The sequence below is a fragment of the Ferruginibacter sp. SUN106 genome, from assembly GCF_050611765.1.
Lineage (GTDB): Bacteria > Bacteroidota > Bacteroidia > Chitinophagales > Chitinophagaceae > Ferruginibacter.
Window position 1 is genome coordinate 99822 of sequence record NZ_JBODJC010000003.1, and the last position, 18029, is coordinate 117850.

Annotated in this window: 21 protein-coding genes; 6 read left to right on the forward strand and 15 right to left on the reverse strand. The window is 37.3% G+C overall.

Going from position 1 to position 18029, the window contains the following annotated elements:
• Positions 1-52: 52 nt before the first annotated feature.
• The 12 genes from ACQ334_RS11750 to ACQ334_RS11805 all read right to left on the reverse strand — a co-directional run bounded on the left by ACQ334_RS11750 (position 53) and on the right by ACQ334_RS11805 (position 9640).
• A complete protein-coding gene (locus tag ACQ334_RS11750) occupies positions 53-565 on the reverse strand; it encodes a thioredoxin family protein (RefSeq protein ID WP_430988412.1) in 513 nt (170 codons plus the stop codon).
• Positions 566-659: 94 nt separating this feature from the next.
• Entirely contained in the window at positions 660-1619 is a 960-nt protein-coding gene (locus ACQ334_RS11755) for a M28 family peptidase (protein ID WP_430988413.1), read from the reverse strand.
• A 34-nt stretch (positions 1620-1653) separates the two neighbouring features.
• Positions 1654-2004, reverse strand: coding sequence for a DUF2200 domain-containing protein (locus tag ACQ334_RS11760; RefSeq protein ID WP_430988414.1), 351 nt, complete (start codon positions 2002-2004; stop codon positions 1654-1656).
• A gap of 53 nt (positions 2005-2057) precedes the next feature.
• Positions 2058-2672, reverse strand: a complete 615-nt coding sequence (locus ACQ334_RS11765) for a hypothetical protein (protein ID WP_430988415.1) — start codon at positions 2670-2672, stop codon at positions 2058-2060.
• A 70-nt stretch (positions 2673-2742) separates the two neighbouring features.
• A complete protein-coding gene (locus ACQ334_RS11770) occupies positions 2743-3309 on the reverse strand; it encodes a dihydrofolate reductase family protein (protein WP_430988416.1) in 567 nt (188 codons plus the stop codon).
• Between the two features lie 105 nt (positions 3310-3414).
• A complete protein-coding gene (locus tag ACQ334_RS11775; RefSeq protein WP_430988417.1) occupies positions 3415-3783 on the reverse strand; it encodes a hypothetical protein in 369 nt (122 codons plus the stop codon).
• Between the two features lie 203 nt (positions 3784-3986).
• Entirely contained in the window at positions 3987-4337 is a 351-nt protein-coding gene (locus ACQ334_RS11780) for a hypothetical protein (protein WP_430988418.1), read from the reverse strand.
• A gap of 119 nt (positions 4338-4456) precedes the next feature.
• A complete protein-coding gene (locus ACQ334_RS11785) occupies positions 4457-4936 on the reverse strand; it encodes a hypothetical protein (protein ID WP_430988419.1) in 480 nt (159 codons plus the stop codon).
• A gap of 29 nt (positions 4937-4965) precedes the next feature.
• A complete protein-coding gene (locus tag ACQ334_RS11790) occupies positions 4966-5457 on the reverse strand; it encodes a hypothetical protein (RefSeq protein WP_430988420.1) in 492 nt (163 codons plus the stop codon).
• Positions 5458-5738: 281 nt separating this feature from the next.
• On the reverse strand, positions 5739-6188 hold the full coding sequence (locus tag ACQ334_RS11795) for a hypothetical protein (RefSeq protein WP_430988421.1): 450 nt from the start codon (positions 6186-6188) through the stop codon (positions 5739-5741).
• A complete protein-coding gene (locus ACQ334_RS11800; RefSeq protein ID WP_430988422.1) occupies positions 6181-6522 on the reverse strand; it encodes a hypothetical protein in 342 nt (113 codons plus the stop codon). The genes ACQ334_RS11795 and ACQ334_RS11800 overlap by 8 nt, the downstream gene beginning before the upstream one ends.
• 328 nt (positions 6523-6850) lie before the next feature.
• Positions 6851-9640 (reverse strand): TonB-dependent receptor, encoded by a 2790-nt coding sequence (locus ACQ334_RS11805; RefSeq protein ID WP_430988423.1) that lies wholly within the window; start codon positions 9638-9640, stop codon positions 6851-6853.
• Between the two features lie 85 nt (positions 9641-9725).
• Here ACQ334_RS11805 and ACQ334_RS11810 point away from each other — a divergent pair, with 85 nt between their 5' ends.
• Both ACQ334_RS11810 and ACQ334_RS11815 read left to right on the forward strand, forming a co-directional pair.
• Positions 9726-9899: a hypothetical protein gene (locus tag ACQ334_RS11810; RefSeq protein ID WP_430988424.1), complete on the forward strand. Its 174-nt coding sequence runs from the start codon at positions 9726-9728 to the stop codon at positions 9897-9899.
• The gene (locus ACQ334_RS11815) at positions 9874-10416 is read left to right on the forward strand and encodes a DUF1415 domain-containing protein (RefSeq protein WP_430988425.1); all 543 of its coding nucleotides are present in this window, start codon (positions 9874-9876) and stop codon (positions 10414-10416) included. Before ACQ334_RS11810 ends, ACQ334_RS11815 begins: the two co-directional genes overlap by 26 nt.
• On the opposite strand, the gene ACQ334_RS11820 is transcribed toward ACQ334_RS11815, so the two are convergent.
• Positions 10417-10899 (reverse strand): hypothetical protein, encoded by a 483-nt coding sequence (locus ACQ334_RS11820; protein ID WP_430988426.1) that lies wholly within the window; start codon positions 10897-10899, stop codon positions 10417-10419.
• Positions 10900-11076: 177 nt separating this feature from the next.
• Between ACQ334_RS11820 and ACQ334_RS11825 the strand changes: the two genes are divergently transcribed.
• On the forward strand, positions 11077-12876 hold the full coding sequence (locus ACQ334_RS11825) for an ABC transporter ATP-binding protein (protein ID WP_430988427.1): 1800 nt from the start codon (positions 11077-11079) through the stop codon (positions 12874-12876).
• Positions 12877-12887: 11 nt separating this feature from the next.
• On the opposite strand, the gene ACQ334_RS11830 is transcribed toward ACQ334_RS11825, so the two are convergent.
• Positions 12888-13481: a 2OG-Fe(II) oxygenase gene (locus ACQ334_RS11830; RefSeq protein WP_430988428.1), complete on the reverse strand. Its 594-nt coding sequence runs from the start codon at positions 13479-13481 to the stop codon at positions 12888-12890.
• A 101-nt stretch (positions 13482-13582) separates the two neighbouring features.
• Here ACQ334_RS11830 and ACQ334_RS11835 point away from each other — a divergent pair, with 101 nt between their 5' ends.
• From ACQ334_RS11835 to ACQ334_RS11845, 3 genes are all read left to right on the forward strand, one after another.
• Positions 13583-13960, forward strand: coding sequence for an SRPBCC domain-containing protein (locus tag ACQ334_RS11835; protein WP_430988429.1), 378 nt, complete (start codon positions 13583-13585; stop codon positions 13958-13960).
• Between the two features lie 144 nt (positions 13961-14104).
• A complete protein-coding gene (locus ACQ334_RS11840; RefSeq protein ID WP_430988430.1) occupies positions 14105-14641 on the forward strand; it encodes a GNAT family N-acetyltransferase in 537 nt (178 codons plus the stop codon).
• Positions 14642-14774: 133 nt separating this feature from the next.
• Positions 14775-17276, forward strand: a complete 2502-nt coding sequence (locus ACQ334_RS11845; protein ID WP_430988431.1) for a cation-translocating P-type ATPase — start codon at positions 14775-14777, stop codon at positions 17274-17276.
• A gap of 33 nt (positions 17277-17309) precedes the next feature.
• Here ACQ334_RS11845 and ACQ334_RS11850 read toward each other — a convergent pair whose 3' ends face one another.
• Positions 17310-17753 (reverse strand): cold-shock protein, encoded by a 444-nt coding sequence (locus ACQ334_RS11850; RefSeq protein WP_430988432.1) that lies wholly within the window; start codon positions 17751-17753, stop codon positions 17310-17312.
• Between the last annotated feature and the right edge of the window lie 276 nt (positions 17754-18029).

Genomic DNA, 18029 nt, shown 5'->3' on the forward strand with positions numbered 1-18029 from the left:
TTAATTTTGCCTGCAAAAAATAAAGCAGGCAAAAGCTCATGCGTTGCTGATCTCAATCCGGAATACTTCTTGACAGCTGATTAAACCGGTCGTATATCATTTGTAATTCGCTGTCATTTAAATGAGAAGTCTCTTTAAGTACTTTTATAAATCTTGTTAGGTCTTTTGGATAGTTGGAGAAACCTGATTCCCCATATAATTTCTTCCCGACCGGGTTTACAATAAGCCAATACGGAACGGAAGTAGTATCTCCTTTATATGCAGCACGTATACTATCTCCTCCATGATTTTCAAAAGATTTCTTAGTTCCTAATTCATGATTATACAATTCAAGTATTACATAGTTCTTTTCAAAAAACTGCACATTGTAAACATCATACAGCCCTCGTTTAAGGTAGTTGCATGGGCCACACCAGGTTGCTGTAAAGATTATAAAAACATTTTTATGCTCTTTTTTAGCTTTTGTTAGTGCAGCCTGAAAAAGTTCGTTCGCAGGCTGACCATTTTGGCCGAATCCATAAAAGCAAAACATAAAAGCAATAAGAATCAACAGGATACTTTTCATTTGTGAATATGCTATAAGTTAAAAATATTTCATCCGGCTTCATGGCTCCATGCAAGATAATAAAATGCATGCCGGTGTAAAATTCCGGGGGTTATTATTTTATTGCTTTCAACACACGAAATACACCATCAACAACCAGCCCGATATTCGGAATATTTAAACGCTGCAGTACGTCACCCTTTTGGTGATAGCTGGCATTTCTATAAAATGAAGTATTGGTAACCATCAGCGCACTATATCCAAACTCCCAATAGTTACGATGATCAGACAAGTCGATACCGCCAAAGAAAGAAGGTGCCCTGAATGATTTGGTGAGAATAGAATTATTTTCAAAAGCCAGTTCTTTAAACTGCTTTGCAAAAGTTCCTGCTATTGATTTTTGCACGATCGTAATGTAATTACCTTTACTGCCATAAAACCATTTTAAAAAACCTACAGGATAATCCTGCGAACCTTCTTCGTCAGAATAATAACCTATCATCTCAAGGCTTACCATACCTTTTACCCGGACCTTAGCATCATGAAGCGACTTTGCATGCACATAACTACCCATTTGTTGCGTGCCAAAAAACGGAGGTTCTTCCAGGGCGTATGCCACCAGGTCAACCCTGTATTTTAAGTTGTTGCCATTAAGAAGACGTGCAAGCTCAAGCAAACCGGCAACTCCGCTGGCATTGTCATCTGCACCATCCTGATCGCCGCAAACATCATAGTGGGCACCCACAATAATTCTTTCACCATCCTCAGGGCCAAACGAGGCAATGATATTGCTATAGGATTGATTGCTTACTCCAAATTGCTGAATGGCGACCCTGTCAGAAGATTTTAAAAATTCAAGCCTGATGTAGTTTGCAATACTGTCAAGTATGGCGATGTTTTTATAATTCCTGCTTTTCGGCGTATTAATAATGGCAGCTAAATTTCTTCTGATGTTGCTGGTGTCTGCAAGGCGGGGCATATTCTTTGGCGCTGATGATATCGGGTAGTTTTGTACAATAAAAACTCCGCTTATCAACAGGATAACACCAAGGGTATATTTTATAATTTTTTTCAAAAAGAACAGGAGAGTTGTTTAACCTTTTAATTGTTTATTTTCTTAAGATCTTATCCATGGTTTTACCTTTTGCTAATTCATCAACCAGCTTATCTAAATACCGGATCTTTTGCATTAGTTTGTCTTCAATTTCTTCCACACGATAGCCGCAAATTACACCAGTTATTTTTGAAACATTTGGATTTAATTTTGGCGCATCAGCAAAAAAAGTTTCAAAATCGGTTTTATTGTCAATATGCTTTTGTAAAGTTTGTTTATTATATCCCGTTAGCCAGGATATGATATCATCTACTTCAGCTTTTGTACGGCCTTTCTTCTCAGCTTTTTGTATATAGTGCGGATACACACTTGCGACTGAGGTTTTAAAGATCCTGGTATTATTCATTTTAAAAACGATTTTAAAGTCAACAATAATGTAGCATTATAGCAATGGTAAAGTTAGCCGCTGTTTCCGGATATTTCGGAATGCCGTTTCAGGTTATCTCCTTTACTTTCTTTTAAACTGTCTAAACTATTATAGTAGTGTAGCCCGGCAAGCCCTGTTCCCTGCGGAGCCATATACTGGTCAGAAATAAAATACCCGTTGTCAAGTTCAAAAAAACCTTTTTCTATTCTGTCATTTTCCCATAAATAGTCTGTAATGGTCCTGTTAATGATATATTTTAATTTGTTTTCGTGGTATTCTACTTTATATGCTGTATATTTTTCTATTGGAGGCTCGTAGCCAAATAACAGTTTTCTTATTCGGTTAAAAATGTTTTGTTTCCGCTTTTTATGTGCTTCTGCAACTTCGGCAATTGATTTACCTTCTTTGTTTACATGATAGTATGGAATGTCTGAAAGATTACCAAAAACAGTTTCAGCCTCCGGCCCTGGTTCTACTACTAAAACATCTTTAACCTGTCCATAGGGAATATCAATGTAAAATTTGTTGTCAAGTTGTATAAAACATTCTGCAGTGTCCAGCCATCCATCCTCCTCGCCATATTTACAGCGTATATCAGTGATGGTCTTACCAATAATTTCATCAATCAATATTATATCTTCTGTCATATAGAAAAAGGTACCGGATAATTCCAGGCTGAGGTAAACTTTCTTTTATGAAAACCGGCAGTCAATTTGTTTATGCTTTTTTATAATGAAGTGCAATTACGCCACATGTAAAAGTTTTAGACGCTGCAAGTTTCAATTTAGTCGTGCCGCTGATATCTTTAAATAGCGGCATCCCTTGCCCGAGTATTATTGGATTAACAAAGAGCCAAAATTCGTCAATCAGTCCTTCATTTAACAACGAGCGTGAAGCACCGGGGCTTCCAAATATTAAAATATTTTTTCCGTCCTGTTGCTTTAATTTATTAATGTTGTCAGAGAGTTGGCCGCTAATAACTTTTGTATTAATCAGCCCGGTTTCGTTTATAGTCCTGGATAATACAACTTTTGAAACTTTCTTATACCATCTTGAATGTTCTATATCATGTTTGGTTGCGTTTGGTTGTTCGCCTGCATTGGGCCAATAACTTTCCATCATTTGATAAGTTACCCTTCCATAAAGTGCGGTGTCAGCATTGTCTGTCACGGTAGCCACAAAGTCAAATATCTCATCGTCTACTTTTACCCAGTTCAGCTCGCCATTAAGCCCGGCAACAAAACCATCAAGGGAAGTGTGCATAAAAAAAAATAAATTTCTCATCTTGTACATTTATTAATTAGTAATCTTTTGCCTGTTAAAGTTTTTTAAATTCTAAACGCTGTAATTAAAGTTACAGCAAGTTTTAGAAATAACTCAGCACAGGTATTAACTTTTGCGTAACCTGAATAATAAAAATGTGTCTTTCGGGACATCCAGGATTATCCCTTTTGAGAGGGGTGAATAAAAAGTTCCGTCTTTATTCTTTTTCCAGGAATATATTTTATTGCGCATTATTTTTTGATAAGCATAATACATACAAGTGTCACATAGGTAAGACTGCGTCTGAAGATCGCACCAACCTTCTTTATTGAAATCGAGCGTTAAAGTGGTGTACGGACTTGAAGATCTCGAAATCTCAAAAATTAATGAAGATGCACTTTCTTTATAAAAAGAAGTAAAGCCGTTCTCTTTAACTGTTGTATTGACTTGTGTTTTACACGATGCTTTATCCAGGCCAATAAAACTTTGACTCATTAATGATGTAGATATGAAAATAAGTGCATTGAAAAGAAATAATCTCATGGTAGAATGTCGTTGGGTATTTCAGGCATCGTTCAGGTTTTACGGCAGCTGTATTGTATTTGCCCGAACATTTGTTAATTAAATCAGATCAGTTTAAGAGCTCAGCATCGTTGAAGTTTGTGAAAAAGTATAGCATTTGAGTAGCGGTATAAATTTTATTTTGCTTTTAGCGTAGCTACATATTTAAAACTGATATCAAAGTAAGGCTTAAACTCCCCGGTATTTAGTAAAAGCTTTTCGGGGACTAAAACAAATTCTTTTTTTACTATGCCATATGAAACAAATAATGTGGTGTTATACTTTTTGAGAAATTCATCTCTCTCTTTACCCGGTAGCCGGAGCCCAAAGGAACCATCCTTTTCAAAGTAGGAAAACATGTGCCCGTTAAATGAAGTGTATGGAATAGTGGCTCCCTTTAACTCGATTTTTGGATTAGTAGCAATTAATTTTTTGTAAGCATCGAGTGCTGCTTGCGGCACATTGTTGTTTTCTGCTTTAGTTGCCATCTTTTATATTTATTGTAGTAAAACTGTTTTCGTCAATTGTAGAAAGTGTTCTGCCATTACTTCGTACTTCTGTTTCAATCTTGTCCCAATCTGCATAAAACCACATGTTACAGGCAGTTTTATTTTGGTCGTGATTTCTGTTCTTCCCATAATTCTTGTTCGTTAGGATCAAATACATATTTGTTTAACACTTTTAAAATGTCAGCAAATGTGGTTGCCTGGTCTAATGAAGATTTAATAACATCAGCTTCTGCAAATTGAGTGATTATATCATCATCTTTGTCAACACAACACTTTAATTTATTTTGTATGTCCTTAATCTGGTAAGTTCCAACGTTTGTCCAAATAACCTTTGCATCAAGTATGGGATTATAGAAAGTCTTTGCAAGAAATTTTGTAATAAAGTTGTTTTTGAACTTGTCAGAGACTTGTTGGTAAGTCCAAACGTTCCCATTCTTATCAAACAGAAATGTATCTTGATAAACACTTGTGTCCGCAAGTGCAGAAGTCGCAACTTTTGAAAAATAAATTTCTGTCGGAACTAAGTCCAGTCCTTTGTCTTTAGTTATGCATATTAATGGGAAAGCAGGTTGTGTCATAGCCGGAGAGACTGCCTGTTAGCAGCAGCTCAATTTTGAAATATTTTATTGCCAGGATTATAATATGATTTGTAATTTTTGTTTATCACTCTTATAAAGTCGCAAGTGATTTTCCATTTGTATTTCACTTCAATTAGCCCGGATTTTTTTTCGTAGTAATAGTCAAAGTCCCCATACTCTGAACCCATACTACAATTCTTACTCTTTTTTTCAACTTTGTCTTTGTCCATCTTAGGAACTATTTCGTCAATGAATTTTTTTCTGATGAAGTTTCCGTCAATGTCTGAAATATTAATATTACTAATTTCAGTAAGCCTGACTTTAAGGAAGTTTATAGCATAGGTTTGTGTTCTGTGAATGTAATAGGTATACACAGAATCAGTGTATAGAGAGTCAATGTACTCTTTGCCATATTTTTTTGAAAATTTCTCTTTTCCATTTTCAATATAATAGCGCATAAAATTTTCTATCGTTAGCTCCCTGGCTAATTCAGAGTGTTGCTGGCTTTTTATTTGGTCCAAAGTCAGGCTGGTTAATTGTTTATACCTGCTTATAGTTTCTTTTTTGGAGTTTTGTCCAAATGAGTTTGCCGTTGTTATAACTAAAACAAGAAAAGCTGTCAGTTTGAATTGAAAACGATTGCACATAGAATGTGATGAGTTGATGCTAACGGTTACGGCTTGGCGATATGGCGGAAATCGAAGCACAAAAGTTCAGTTTTGTGCTAAAGTTCAATCGAAGAATTGAACCTGAATTTAGCACTTCAGCCGCCATATTGCCAAACCGATGTTAGTGATAGTTTTTATTTTTCGATGCAATATTCTTCTTTTAAATGTTCTGTTTTTTGAATGTCGCAACCTGATACAAATATTCTGAAAACAGGTCTCTCTATTCCGTAATAAGGTATTTTGTCTTCAAAAAATTCTATTCCCATTTTATATAATTCGCTTTTCAATGCAGTAATTTTATTTGCGTCTGCGGAAAAGCCTATGCAATGTGTTTTTGACCATTTGTCTGATTTAATTTGATTAAAGGCGTATTCAATAATTTCGTTTTCCGTTTTGAAGTATTTTAAATTGTCTTTTTGTCCACGTTCAGTATAATACCAAATGTAAAGTCCGCCAGTTTTGTCAATTCCGAAACCTTCATAAATACTGTTCCCGTTTATTGAATAGCTATTGAAATTGAAACAGTTTTTTTTCATCCAATTTTCAAGTTCAATTTCTGTCCTTGGTATATAGTTGCTATCCATTTGTCAGTTTTTTATATTTGAATGGTCGCAACTCAATTTCTTTTTTTAGTTTTTCAAACTCGCTATCAAAATACATTTTAAAGAAGTGTTTTACATCTTCCCAATTGTCAAGTTTAATTTGTATTTGTTCATCTTGATTTTCTCCATAAACAAAAAGTAAGTCAAGGTTTTTGTGAACTTCAAGAACAAATTCATTTTCCATATGTCCAACCCAAAAAGCTCCGTGTTCTTCGTCCATTTTTATAGTTTCTTCAATAGCGATTTTTATGTCGTCAAATGTTGCGTTCTCAACCGAGTCGCCCCAACCTTTTTCTATCCAAATGTTTGTTGTCATACGTGTCGTTCTAAAATTGCCGCCAACGTGTGTATTTATGTTATTACACGCTATGAAATTAAATAAAATGGTATTGATGATTACCGCTTTAATGTTATACATTTTGTATTTATCGTAGCATCAATGATATTTACGATTTTTTTTGATGCATATATAAAATGGTATAAAAAAAGCTTCGCCATCCCTCAGTCACAAATTGAAGTACACTATTTCTATTTGTAAATTAAGAATATATTCAATGGGGCAATAAAATATTTTGTAAGCCGGAAGAACAAAAAAGGCGATGCGTTTTCACACATCACCTTTTGTTTATCATGCTATACTTTTTTTAGTTGATCCGCACATTGATCTGGGGGCCGCTATTGCCTGCCTTACGCAGGTTGTACGTAAAGCTGGCCATATAAAAACGATTGAGTACTTTGTAACTGGCATCTTCAATATAATTTAAGTTGGCATTGCGGCTGATGCCGATGTTCTGGTTCAGCAGGTCGAACACACTCAGCTTTAAAGTGCCCCGGTTAAATTTAAATAAGCCCTTGGTAATAGCGGCATTCCATAAAGCCACATTTTTATTGTAACCCTGGCTGCGGCCGGTGTTTACGCTATAAGAGAATTCATTGTTGATGGAAATATTCCAGGGCAGGTTGATATTGGCGTCTGCTTCGTAGGTATTGCGCCAGTAGTGATCATTAAATGCTGGCTGCAGGCTATATTTTATCTTGTTGTAACCAAATCTTGCGGTGGTGCTGATGTCGAATTTTTCTTTGTAATTGTAAGTGATGCCCAGCCTGGGTGTAAATGCAAGATTGGTAATGCGGTTCTTTACAGCATTTAAAAAATTATAATTGTTGTATAAAATACTGTTGGTGCCAATATTAAATCGGGTATTTAATTTTTTTATTTTAAAACCAGCTTCAATACCGGTAAACAAATTGTACACGCCATTTAAATTATTGTATGTAGTGGTACGGCTGCCAAACTGATCCAGTACATCTGCATTTACAATAGCATTTTGCGACATATTAAAATTAGCATACGCAAAAAAGCTATGCTGCGCCAAAGGGCTGGCTGTAAAATAATTCAGGTTAATATCATGCTGGTATTGTTGTTTTAAATTGGGATTTCCTTCTTTAATATTCAACGGATCGCTTACATCTTTAACCGGCTGTAATTGTGCAGGGGTAGGTTGTTGCGTAGAAGTAGTATACCGCAAACCCAGGCTTTTTGTTTTAGTAAAATTATAATTGAAGTTGGCGGCAGGCAAAAGATTGGTAAAATGCTGGCGGATAGTACTGTTGTCTTTTAAGCGGTTTAATAATGAAGCGTATTGTACTGCAGTACCAATACCCAAAGTAATTTTATTTTTTTGTGAACGGAGATTTATACCACCGCCGGTATAAGTATATTCACTTTTAAAAGTATTGCTCAATGCATCGTTCATCACATCATGCTTGCCATTCTGGCTATTGAGATCGTAGGTTTTTTTATCTAATGCTCCGTTGCTTTGGTTGTAAAAACTATTCATTTCCAGCAAGGCTCTTTTACTGAGCGGTTCTGTATAGCTCAGGTTAATACCATAGCTGGCGGTACTGGAATGCAGTTTGTTCACCTGGTCTAAAGTGTCTTTATAATCCAGTGCGCTATTGTTATAAAAACTATTTATTGATTGTAAAGTGCCGTTGCTTTTAGTATCGTTATACCCTGTATTGATATTGGAGGAAAACGTTCTGCCTTTCTTTTTAAATTTATGACGGAATAAAAAATTACTGCTGTAATTAAAACCGGTGGCATCTGTAGTGGAATTGGTAAAACCATTGTTCAGTAATTTATCACCGGTAAGCAGCGATTGATAAGTACTATTGCTGTGGTATTGATTATGCTGTGTAGTAAACTGAGGTGTAAATTTTATGGAGTTAAAAGAATCCAATTTTGAATCGATGGTAAAATTCATCCGGTTACTCTCACTTTTTTTATTGCTGCTGCTGTTTTCGTTATACACAAAGGGATTAACAGGTGAGAGGTTTTCACGGGAAGTAGTTTTATCATTCCCCAGGTTGATATTGTTATAAAAATAACTGCCATTCACTTCGGTTTTCTTTTTCCAGGTAGTATTAAAATTAACGCCGCCGGCAATCGTTTTTGCAATGCCTTCGCTGTTGTTCATGCCTTGTACCGGCAAACCAAAATCTGCAGGGCCATTATTGTTGATCACAATTCTGCCACCGCCGCCACGCATCATTCTTTGTGCTTCGCCGGTAAAATTTAAAATATCACTGAAGGTAAAACCCTGGCGGTTGGTATTGTTAGCCATTCCAATGGCAGAGAGTTGCTGCTCGCCATTAAAGCGATTGATGTTAAACTGTCCATCATAGCTGCCTTTTGTTCCCAGGCCTGCAGTAACTTTTCCAAAATTCATTTTCTTGCGGTCTTTTTTTAATTTCAGGTTGAGGGCTTTTTCACTATTGCCATCATCCACACCGGTAAACTCAGCCTGGTCACTTTTTTTATCGAACACCTGTACTTTATCAACAGCATCTGCATCTAAATTTCTTGTAGCAATTTTAGGGTCGTTGCCAAAAAATTCTTTTCCATTTACATATACACGGCTTATCTTTTGGCCATTCACCCTTATGGTGCCGTCTTTATCTACTTCCACACCGGGCATTTTTTTTAGCATGTCTTCTACAACGGCATTAGGCTTTGTTTTAAATGCTTCGGCATTAAATTCCAGTGTGTCGCCATTTACCTGCACCGGTGGCCGTTGGTTTTGTATGGTCACTTCATCCATCAGGCTTTTATCTTTCATTTTAATATTGCCTAAATCAATTTCTTTTTCATCAGTAATTTCAAACATCTTCCATAGCGGATGAAAGCCCACCATGGATACCGATAAACGATATTGGCCGGGTTGCAGGTTGGTTAATGTAAACCGGCCTTGTGCATCAGTCCTTGTAAATCCTGCAAGAGAAGAGTCCTTCACTTTTACTATAGAAACTGTGGCATTTTGTATGGGTTGTTTTTGCAGGGTGTCGGTCAATTGTCCTTTTACAATATTTTTTTGCGCAAAGCCCGTTGCTGCAAAGCAAATTATCATTGTCAATAATAGAAGTCTTTTCATACCTGTTTTTTTTCAGAAGCCAAAACTATCGGGTACTGTAAACAAATGCAGTTAATCAACTTTGGATTAATGTTAATTAAGGTTAATGGGGAGGGAAGGGGATAAAGTAGAAAAAGTAAATACGGTAGGAAAGGTAGATAAAGTAGAAAGGGTAAATAAAGTAGAAAGAGTAAATAGAATGGATGAAGTAAATAGCATAAATACAACTAGCTTTACAAGCTTAAATACTTTACATGACAGCTGCAACGGAGGTAATTGAACAAACAAAAAGATGGATCAATGATGTGGTGGTGGGCTGTAACTTTTGCCCTTTTGCGGCCAATGTGGTAAAACAGCAATCTGTTTTTTATAAGGTAGAAAATAGCGGCGATCCTGCTTTATGCCTCACTGCTTTATTAAACGAAGCAATAAGATTAGATGATGAAGCTGACATTGAAACAATATTCCTGATCTTTCCTCATTCCTTTGCATTATTTGATGATTACCTTGACCTGGTAGCAGATGCCGAAGATATGCTGATTGAAAAAGGTTATGAAGGGATTTACCAACTGGCCAGTTTTCATCCTTTATATATGTTTGCCAATGCAGTGGAAAAAGATGCCGCTAATTATACCAACCGTTCCATTTACCCGATGCTGCATTTGTTGCGTGAGTCGAGCATTGATAAAGCATTGGAAAATTATAAAGACCCGGAAAATATTCCCGGCGATAATATTGATTTTGCAAGAAAAAAAGGGCTGGTGTATATGAAAATGCTGAGGGATGCCTGTATGTGATTAAGGAAATACCAGTTTTATTTCTGAAAGATCTTCTTTAAGATATTTAGTATGCAGCTCGTTGTACCTGGTGGAGTTAGCCAGTAATGCAGCCAGGTGAAATTGTACTTTATATACATCGGGTTTTGATGAAGATTGCGCTGCCATTTTATCCAGGTAAGCCAGCGCCCTTGCGGTTTTATCTTTATCGGTAGAATATTTCATGCTTTTAGTAAGAATTTCCTTTTGTGTGGTATAGTAATCTTTCAACGAGATCATTTTGTGTGTGATACTATCCAGTGCTATTGATTTTATTGTACTGGTTTGTATCAGTTCTTTTGTTTCAATAGCAGTAACTGCACTGCGTAATTTTAAAGTTAATGAGTCTTCCATCACGGGAATGATCGTTGGCGCTGCAGCCACTGCCGGAGCTGCATTATTTTCTTTTGCATTTTGATTACAGGAAAGGCAGCAAAACAATATTGCAACAAGGATAAGTCTCATAACATAAGTAGTTGGGGTAAAAATAATTTCCTGAAATTAGTTTGTAAAAGCAAACCTTATTCCTAAACTAATGTTAAAGCAAGTTGGCGTTGCCAATGCATTTTGTATTTTATTTTAACCGCCGGAGTTTTACAGATAGATTATTTTGCGGTTTGCAATAGATCAATAAATACGTGTATGAAAATATTATGGAGATACCTGAGGCCGTACAAATGGCTGGCCATTTTTTCGATGTTGCTGGCTGCGGTTGCACAGGCACTCAATTTCTTTGACCCCGTGATCTTTGGAAAGATCATTGATGGCTATGCTTTAAACCCTGCTAATAAGAGTGAAAAAGAATTGGTGACAGGAATATTATGGCTTTTATTACTGGCTATTGGTATTGCAGTTGCATCTAAACTGGCTAAAGCTTTCCAGGATTATTTTCTGCGGTTGGTGGTACAAAAATTTGGTAAAAGTGTTTTTGATGATGGCCTTAAGCAAACGCTGCGTTTATCTTACCAGGAATTTGAAGAACAAAGAAGCGGCGAAACACTTTCTATCCTGCAAAAAACCAGGAGAGATACCGAAAATTTTCTCAGCTCATTTATCAATATTCTTTTTTCCACTTTAGTAGGCCTGGGTTTTCTTATTTACTATGCCATTACAAAACATTGGGCATTGATTCCCGTGTTTTTGATTGGTGTAGTGTTGCTTGGTGGTCTTACAGGTTTACTGAGTAAAAAAATAAAGACCATTCAGCGAAAAATTTTCAGGGAGAATGCCATCATGTCCGGCAACATCACAGAATCATTGCGCAATATAGAATTGGTAAAAAGCCTAGGCCTTACCTATCCCGAAATACGAAGGCTGAAAACATTTACTAAAAGCATTTTTGACCTGGAAATGATGAAGGTGAAAAAAGTACGCAGTCTTGGTTTTATGCAGGATGTTACTTTGAATTTACTGAAGCAATCGATCCTTTTTATTTTACTCTGGCTTATTTTCAGAAAAGTACTTACCGCAGGAGAACTGATCTCTATGCAGTTCATTATGAATTATATTTTCGGGCCGTTGCAGGACCTGGGCACTATTATCCTGGCTTATCGTGAAGCAGAAGCATCGCTGCAAAACTTTGACCTGCTGATGCAAAAGCCGGTTGAAATGCGGCCCGAAGAACCGATTGAAGTAGGTAATGTGGAAACACTGGAATTTAAAAATGTAGTATTCAAACATAAGACTGCTACAGAAAACTCTATCGATAATATTTCCTTTAAAGCAACTGTGGGTGATTCCATTGCCTTTGTAGGACCGAGTGGCTCTGGTAAATCCACCCTGGTAAAATTGCTTGTGGGCCTGTATTCTCCTGTAACAGGTGATATTTATTTTGATAATGTATCAGTTAAGGATATACGCTATAATAAAGTAAGAAGGCAGATAGGTTTTGTAACCCAGGATACACAATTGTTTGCAGGCACAGTAAGGCAAAACCTGCAATTCATTAAACCTGCTGCTACAGAAGAAGAGATGATCACTGCCTTAAAAAAATCTGCATCTTATAATTTATTGAAAAGCCCGAAAGGCCTGGATACTGTGCTGGGAGAGGGGGGGACCAAACTTTCCGGCGGCGAAAAACAAAGGCTGTCGATTGCCCGTGCATTGTTGAGAAAACCACAGATACTGATATTTGATGAAGCTACTGCATCGCTGGATTCAATTACCGAAGAAGCTATTGCCGAAACCATCAATGCTATTGCGGCAGAAAAACAGCAGATCATTATTTCTATTGCTCATCGTTTATCAACCATTATGAATGCCAGTATGATCTACGTGCTGGAAAAAGGTAAGGTTACAGAAACCGGAACACATGAACAATTGTTGCAGCTGAAAGGATTGTATTATGCCATGTGGCGTCAGCAAATTGGTGAAAGAAATACCAAGATCACCAATGTAAAAGAAACTGACCAGCTTGCTTCAGGCGTAACTGAATACTTGTAATGACGGGGATGTCAGCTTCTTTTCAACCAACCGGTTACACTCATCCTGCTGCGGTTAGATGTAGCTACTTCATGTTCCATCTCATCACTTTTAAAAAAGACGGAAGTTTGTGATTGCGGTTGTATTTTTTGTGCAGTATCATTTTGGTAGACGACTAATTGCCCGCCATCTTCTTCCATCCAATCATCATTTAAATAACTGATAAGGGAATATTTTCTGTCACTGTCATTTTTAAACTGGTCTTTATGGCGTTTATAAAAACTGCCTTCTTCGTAAACTGCATAATGAAATTCGTACCCATTAATACCGGTATAACAAGTGCGGTTGAGGTATTCAATAAAATCCTCCACCCGTTGTAAAAATTCCTGCTCAAAAATATTATCGTGGCTTTTGTCCATCCAGTAAATTTTATCGCCCCGCATTTTCTGATGAGTATCTTTCACTTCTTTATTACCGATACCTGCGGCAGTCATCAGGTCGTCTTTTTGCAATTGCAGGATATTTTGCTGCAGCCCGTTGCAGAGTGCCGCATTTAAAAAACCGGTATCCACGCCAATATTATTATCCAGGTAACTATCTATCAGCAGGTCAAAGGTGTTGGTCATTCTAATATTTAAGCTGAACAAGGTAGTCTTTCTATTACCGGCAGCAGTATTTATTATTGCAACTGGTGAAACGCTTTTATCTTTACTTACTAATTATAAAAATGAAAGACTTTAAAAAATACTATATCATACCGGCGCAGCCCGAAGAAGTTTACCTGGCATTAACCCTGCCGCATACCATTAAATTATGGACCGGTGAAGATGCGGAAATGAGTACAGAACCCGGCAGCGAATTCTCTATGTGGGAGGGCAGTATAGTGGGTAAGAATATTGCTTTTGAAGAAGGTAAAAAAATTATACAGCAATGGTATTTTGATGGACAGGAAGAAGCGTCAATTGTAACCATAAAATTGCATCCGCATAAACAAGGTACTTCTGTCGAACTGCTGCATACTAATATTCCTGATGAAGTATATAAAGATTTTACTGAGGGATGGGATGAAAGTTATTTTGGACAGTTGATTGATTTTTATAGTTAAATTTTTTTTTCGCAGATGCTGTAAAGGATAAATTTGCCTGCGGCAAAGAAGTTTTGCCACAGATGACACCAATTACACAGATAAAATGCACTGTGTTTTCATTTACAGCAAGATAATCTGCAGGCTAATTTAAGATGTTATACTATGGGTTTTAAATTCTCTGATAAAAATATTGCCATTGCAATAATTGCAGATGCTACTGTAATAACGGCATTACTCAACAGCGCCTATCGTGGCGAAACTTCCAAACAGGGCTGGACAACTGAAGCACACCTTATTGCAGGCAATGTACGCACCAGTGAAAGCAATGTGTTGGAGGTAATGCAGCAGCAGGGAAGTGTGCTATTGAAATACACTAATGATGATCAGCTTACTGGTTGTGTAAACCTGCAGCAACATGGTGATAAAATTTACCTGGGTATGTTAAGTGTGTCACCGCATTTGCAAGGCGCAGGCATTGGCAAAAAATTATTACAGGCAGCTGAAGAATATGCTTCACAGGTACAATGCAAAGCAGTTTACATGACGGTGATAAGTGTAAGAACAGAACTGATCAACTGGTACGAACGCTATGGCTATAAAGATACCGGCGAAAGAAAACCATTTGTTGAAGATGGTGAATCTGGTAAACACTTACAGCCATTGGAATTTATGGTGATGGAGAAAATAATTGCAGGGTAGTACAAGTTTTTATCTTTTCAACCATAACTATACATTCCTGTAGAAACCGGCAATGACGACAATCATTCTTTTACAACTTTTCATCCACTACTTGTCAGCTATCTTAAAGTAATTACTTTGTAAATTGCCGGGTATGCACATCCCTGAAAAAAATACCGGGCTAACAAACGAAGAAGTTACTATCAGCCGTCAGCAACACGGCAGCAATACGCTCGAAATGCAGGAAGACCGTGTGCTGCTGCAGGTATTGAAAGAGATAGTGCTGGAGCCCATGTTCATTATTTTACTGGCGGCCTGTATTGTATATTTTGTGGTGGGGCAATACCAGGAAGGCATTATTATGCTGGTATCCATTTTTATTGTGGCCGGCATTTCTTTGTTCCAGGAATACAGAAGTAAAAATGCGGTACAGGCATTAAAAAAAATATCTGCCGCAAAAGCCAAAGTGTTGCGTAACGGCACCACTGTACAAGTAGATACAGAAGATATTGTAGTAGATGACCTGTTATTGTTAGAAGAAGGTGAAGTAGTTGCTGCTGATGGTTTAATTATTGCCGCTAACGATTTTTCAATCAATGAATCTATTCTTACCGGAGAATCATTTGCCGTAAGTAAAACTGCCGGCGACAAAAGTAGTGTGTACAAAGGAACACTGGTAACAAGCGGCAGCGCTACTATAAAAGTTACTGAAGTAGGATTGAAAACTATGTTCGGTAAAATTGGCTTATCGCTTAAAGAAATAACCATTGCAAAAACACCGCTGCAATTGCAGATCCGTTCTTTTGTACGCAATATGGTTTGGATCGGTGCTATTGCTTTTTTAATTGTGGTAGGGTTTAATTATTACCAGTCAGGTGATATTGTGCATTCTTTTTTACAGGGGCTTACTTTAGCGATGAGTATTTTACCCGAAGAGATTCCTGTTGCATTCAGTACTTTTCAAGCGTTGGGTGCATTTCGTTTGCTGAAGAATAATATCATTGTAAAACAACCGCAGTATGTTGAAACATTAGGCTCTGCAACCGTAATTTGTTGTGATAAAACCGGAACACTTACGCAAAATAAAATGAGCATTGCTTACCTGTACGATGCGGCTTCAAAATTATCTGTTCCTGTTAAAGACAATGCTGCATTGCCTTTAACGCTTATCGAATATGCCATGTGGAGCAGCGAAACCAATCCGTTTGATCCGATGGAAAAAGCTATTCATCAATTGTATGAAAAAACGGCCACTACAGATAAACGACAATCATTTGAACAAATACATGAATATCCCATTGGTGGTAAGCCGCCCATGATGACGCATATTTTTAAAAACGAAACCGGCGAAATTATCATTGCAGCAAAAGGTGGCCCCGAAGGTATTTTAAGGCAAAGTAATTTACCGGTAGCAGCATTAAAACATATTGAAGAACAATCACTGGCTTATGCAAAATCGGGCTATCGTGTATTAGGTGTAGGTAAAGGAAAATGGAGTGAGAAGAAATGGCCTGTATCACAGGAAGAATTTGAATTTAAATTTTTAGGATTGATCGCTTTCCAGGATCCTCCAAAAGAAAATATTATTCAAACGATACAAACATTTCGTGAAGCCGGCATCCCTGTAAAAATGATCACGGGTGATTATGCCGAAACGGCGCTGGCTATAGCCGGACAAATTAAATTAGATCATAACAACGAGGTACTGACGGGGCAGGAGGTATTGCACCTGGGCAAAGAAGCACTGCAACAAAAAGTACAACAGGTAAATATTTATGCCAGAATGTTTCCCGAAGCAAAATTAAAAGTGATTGATGCGTTAAAAGAAAATGGCGAAGTGGTGGCTATGACAGGAGACGGTGTTAATGATGGCCCTGCATTAAAAGCAGCGCACATAGGCATTGCCATGGGCTTGCGTGGCAGCGAAGTGGCAAAGAGTGCTGCCTCATTAATTCTTACCGATGATGACCTGGCGCATATGACCGATGCAGTGGCATTAGGCAGAAAGATCTACGATAATCTTAAAAAAGCTATTCAGTACATTGTGTCTATTCATATCCCCATCATATTAATTGTAACATTGCCCTTGTTATTGTTGTGGAAGTTCACCGATTTTTTCTCACCGGTGCATGTTATCTTTTTAGAATTAATTATGGGGCCTACCTGTTCTATCATTTACGAAAATGAACCGATGGAGCCGGGCACTATGCAACGTAAGCCATTGCGTTTAGGCACTTCGTTCTTATCCTTCAAACAATTATTGCTGAGTATTATACAGGGATTGATGATCACCGCAGGTTGTTTAGGTATTGGTTATTATTACATGCAGCTTGGTAGTGATGAAACCACTATACGTACCGTTATTTTTATCACGCTTTTATTCAGTAATATTTTTCTTACGCTGGTCAACCGTTCTTTTGTGTATTCAGTATTTAAAACCATACGCTATAAAAATAACCTGGTGCCATTGATCACGGGTATCACATTGGCTTTTATTGCCGTGTTATTGTATGTGCCCTTTGTACAAAATTTATTCCGCTTAAACACATTGCCGCTGGCAACTGTTGGTACATGCGCAGGCGTTGCGCTGGTGAGTACATTATGGATTGATCTGTGGAAGTTATTGAAAACAAAAAAGGCTGATAGTATCAACTAATCAACCTTTCAATAAAATATGTTGCAGAAAATATTAAGGCGCTTTTCTAACATTGATAGCGTTGGCACCTTTAGGCCCCATTTCCACTTCAAATGTTACTTTGCTGCCTTCATTCACTTCGTCTTTTAATGCATTGATGTGCACAAAAACACTTTCTCCTGTTTCAATATCTTTTATAAAACCGTATCCTTTTGCACCATTAAAAAAGGTTACTGTTCCTGTTCTGATTAAATCTGCAGGATCCATTTCACCTTGTCTTGGTACGCCAATTTCAATATCTTCCAGTTTTATCTTCCGCATTTTTTTAGGATCGGGTGGGGTGGCAGATATGTTGCCATTCTCATCAATGTAGGCCATCATATCATCCATGCTTTTTGCCTTAGGATTCTCCTTGCGTTCCTGCATTCTTTCTTTCTTCTCTCTTTTACTTTGTTGTTTTTTCTTTTCTCTTTCTTTTTTATTCCATGTTTCCGCCATATTGTACTGTTGTTTAGTGATAAAATGAGCTGCTAAGCTGAAGGATAGTAGAGTTAATATCTGGGGAAAAAGTGTTGAGGGATTTCGGCAGATTTACATAAAGGTAAAACTTTTTAGGCGGTCTTTCTAATCTTTCTGATTTATGGAATAGTTAAGCCTTTGTTTATGGGGAATACTGCAGAGAAAGCTTGTGCAAAATGCCCTGGAACTATAGCATGTACTTAAAGTGAATAAATTTTTGAGGGCAATCAACGGGTAATATTTTGACCATAGAGG

Excerpts from the sequence above, each read along its gene's own strand:
- ACQ334_RS11805 (WP_430988423.1), bottom strand. The coding sequence starts at position 9,640 with ATGAAAAGACTTCTATTATTGACAATGATAATTTGCTTTGCAGCAACG.
- ACQ334_RS11785 (WP_430988419.1), bottom strand. The coding sequence starts at position 4,936 with ATGACACAACCTGCTTTCCCATTAATATGCATAACTAAAGACAAAGGA.
- ACQ334_RS11815 (WP_430988425.1), top strand. The coding sequence starts at position 9,874 with ATGACAGCTGCAACGGAGGTAATTGAACAAACAAAAAGATGGATCAAT.
- ACQ334_RS11820 (WP_430988426.1), bottom strand. The coding sequence starts at position 10,899 with ATGAGACTTATCCTTGTTGCAATATTGTTTTGCTGCCTTTCCTGTAAT.
- ACQ334_RS11775 (WP_430988417.1), bottom strand. The coding sequence starts at position 3,783 with ATGAGTCAAAGTTTTATTGGCCTGGATAAAGCATCGTGTAAAACACAA.
- ACQ334_RS11750 (WP_430988412.1), bottom strand. The coding sequence starts at position 565 with ATGAAAAGTATCCTGTTGATTCTTATTGCTTTTATGTTTTGCTTTTAT.
- ACQ334_RS11840 (WP_430988430.1), top strand. The coding sequence starts at position 14,105 with ATGGGTTTTAAATTCTCTGATAAAAATATTGCCATTGCAATAATTGCA.
- ACQ334_RS11845 (WP_430988431.1), top strand. The coding sequence starts at position 14,775 with ATGCACATCCCTGAAAAAAATACCGGGCTAACAAACGAAGAAGTTACT.
- ACQ334_RS11765 (WP_430988415.1), bottom strand. The coding sequence starts at position 2,672 with ATGACAGAAGATATAATATTGATTGATGAAATTATTGGTAAGACCATC.
- ACQ334_RS11850 (WP_430988432.1), bottom strand. The coding sequence starts at position 17,753 with ATGGCGGAAACATGGAATAAAAAAGAAAGAGAAAAGAAAAAACAACAA.
- ACQ334_RS11810 (WP_430988424.1), top strand. The coding sequence starts at position 9,726 with ATGGGGAGGGAAGGGGATAAAGTAGAAAAAGTAAATACGGTAGGAAAG.
- ACQ334_RS11830 (WP_430988428.1), bottom strand. The coding sequence starts at position 13,481 with ATGACCAACACCTTTGACCTGCTGATAGATAGTTACCTGGATAATAAT.
- ACQ334_RS11760 (WP_430988414.1), bottom strand. The coding sequence starts at position 2,004 with ATGAATAATACCAGGATCTTTAAAACCTCAGTCGCAAGTGTGTATCCG.
- ACQ334_RS11825 (WP_430988427.1), top strand. The coding sequence starts at position 11,077 with ATGAAAATATTATGGAGATACCTGAGGCCGTACAAATGGCTGGCCATT.
- ACQ334_RS11780 (WP_430988418.1), bottom strand. The coding sequence starts at position 4,337 with ATGGCAACTAAAGCAGAAAACAACAATGTGCCGCAAGCAGCACTCGAT.
- ACQ334_RS11795 (WP_430988421.1), bottom strand. The coding sequence starts at position 6,188 with ATGGATAGCAACTATATACCAAGGACAGAAATTGAACTTGAAAATTGG.
- ACQ334_RS11800 (WP_430988422.1), bottom strand. The coding sequence starts at position 6,522 with ATGACAACAAACATTTGGATAGAAAAAGGTTGGGGCGACTCGGTTGAG.
- ACQ334_RS11770 (WP_430988416.1), bottom strand. The coding sequence starts at position 3,309 with ATGAGAAATTTATTTTTTTTTATGCACACTTCCCTTGATGGTTTTGTT.
- ACQ334_RS11835 (WP_430988429.1), top strand. The coding sequence starts at position 13,583 with ATGAAAGACTTTAAAAAATACTATATCATACCGGCGCAGCCCGAAGAA.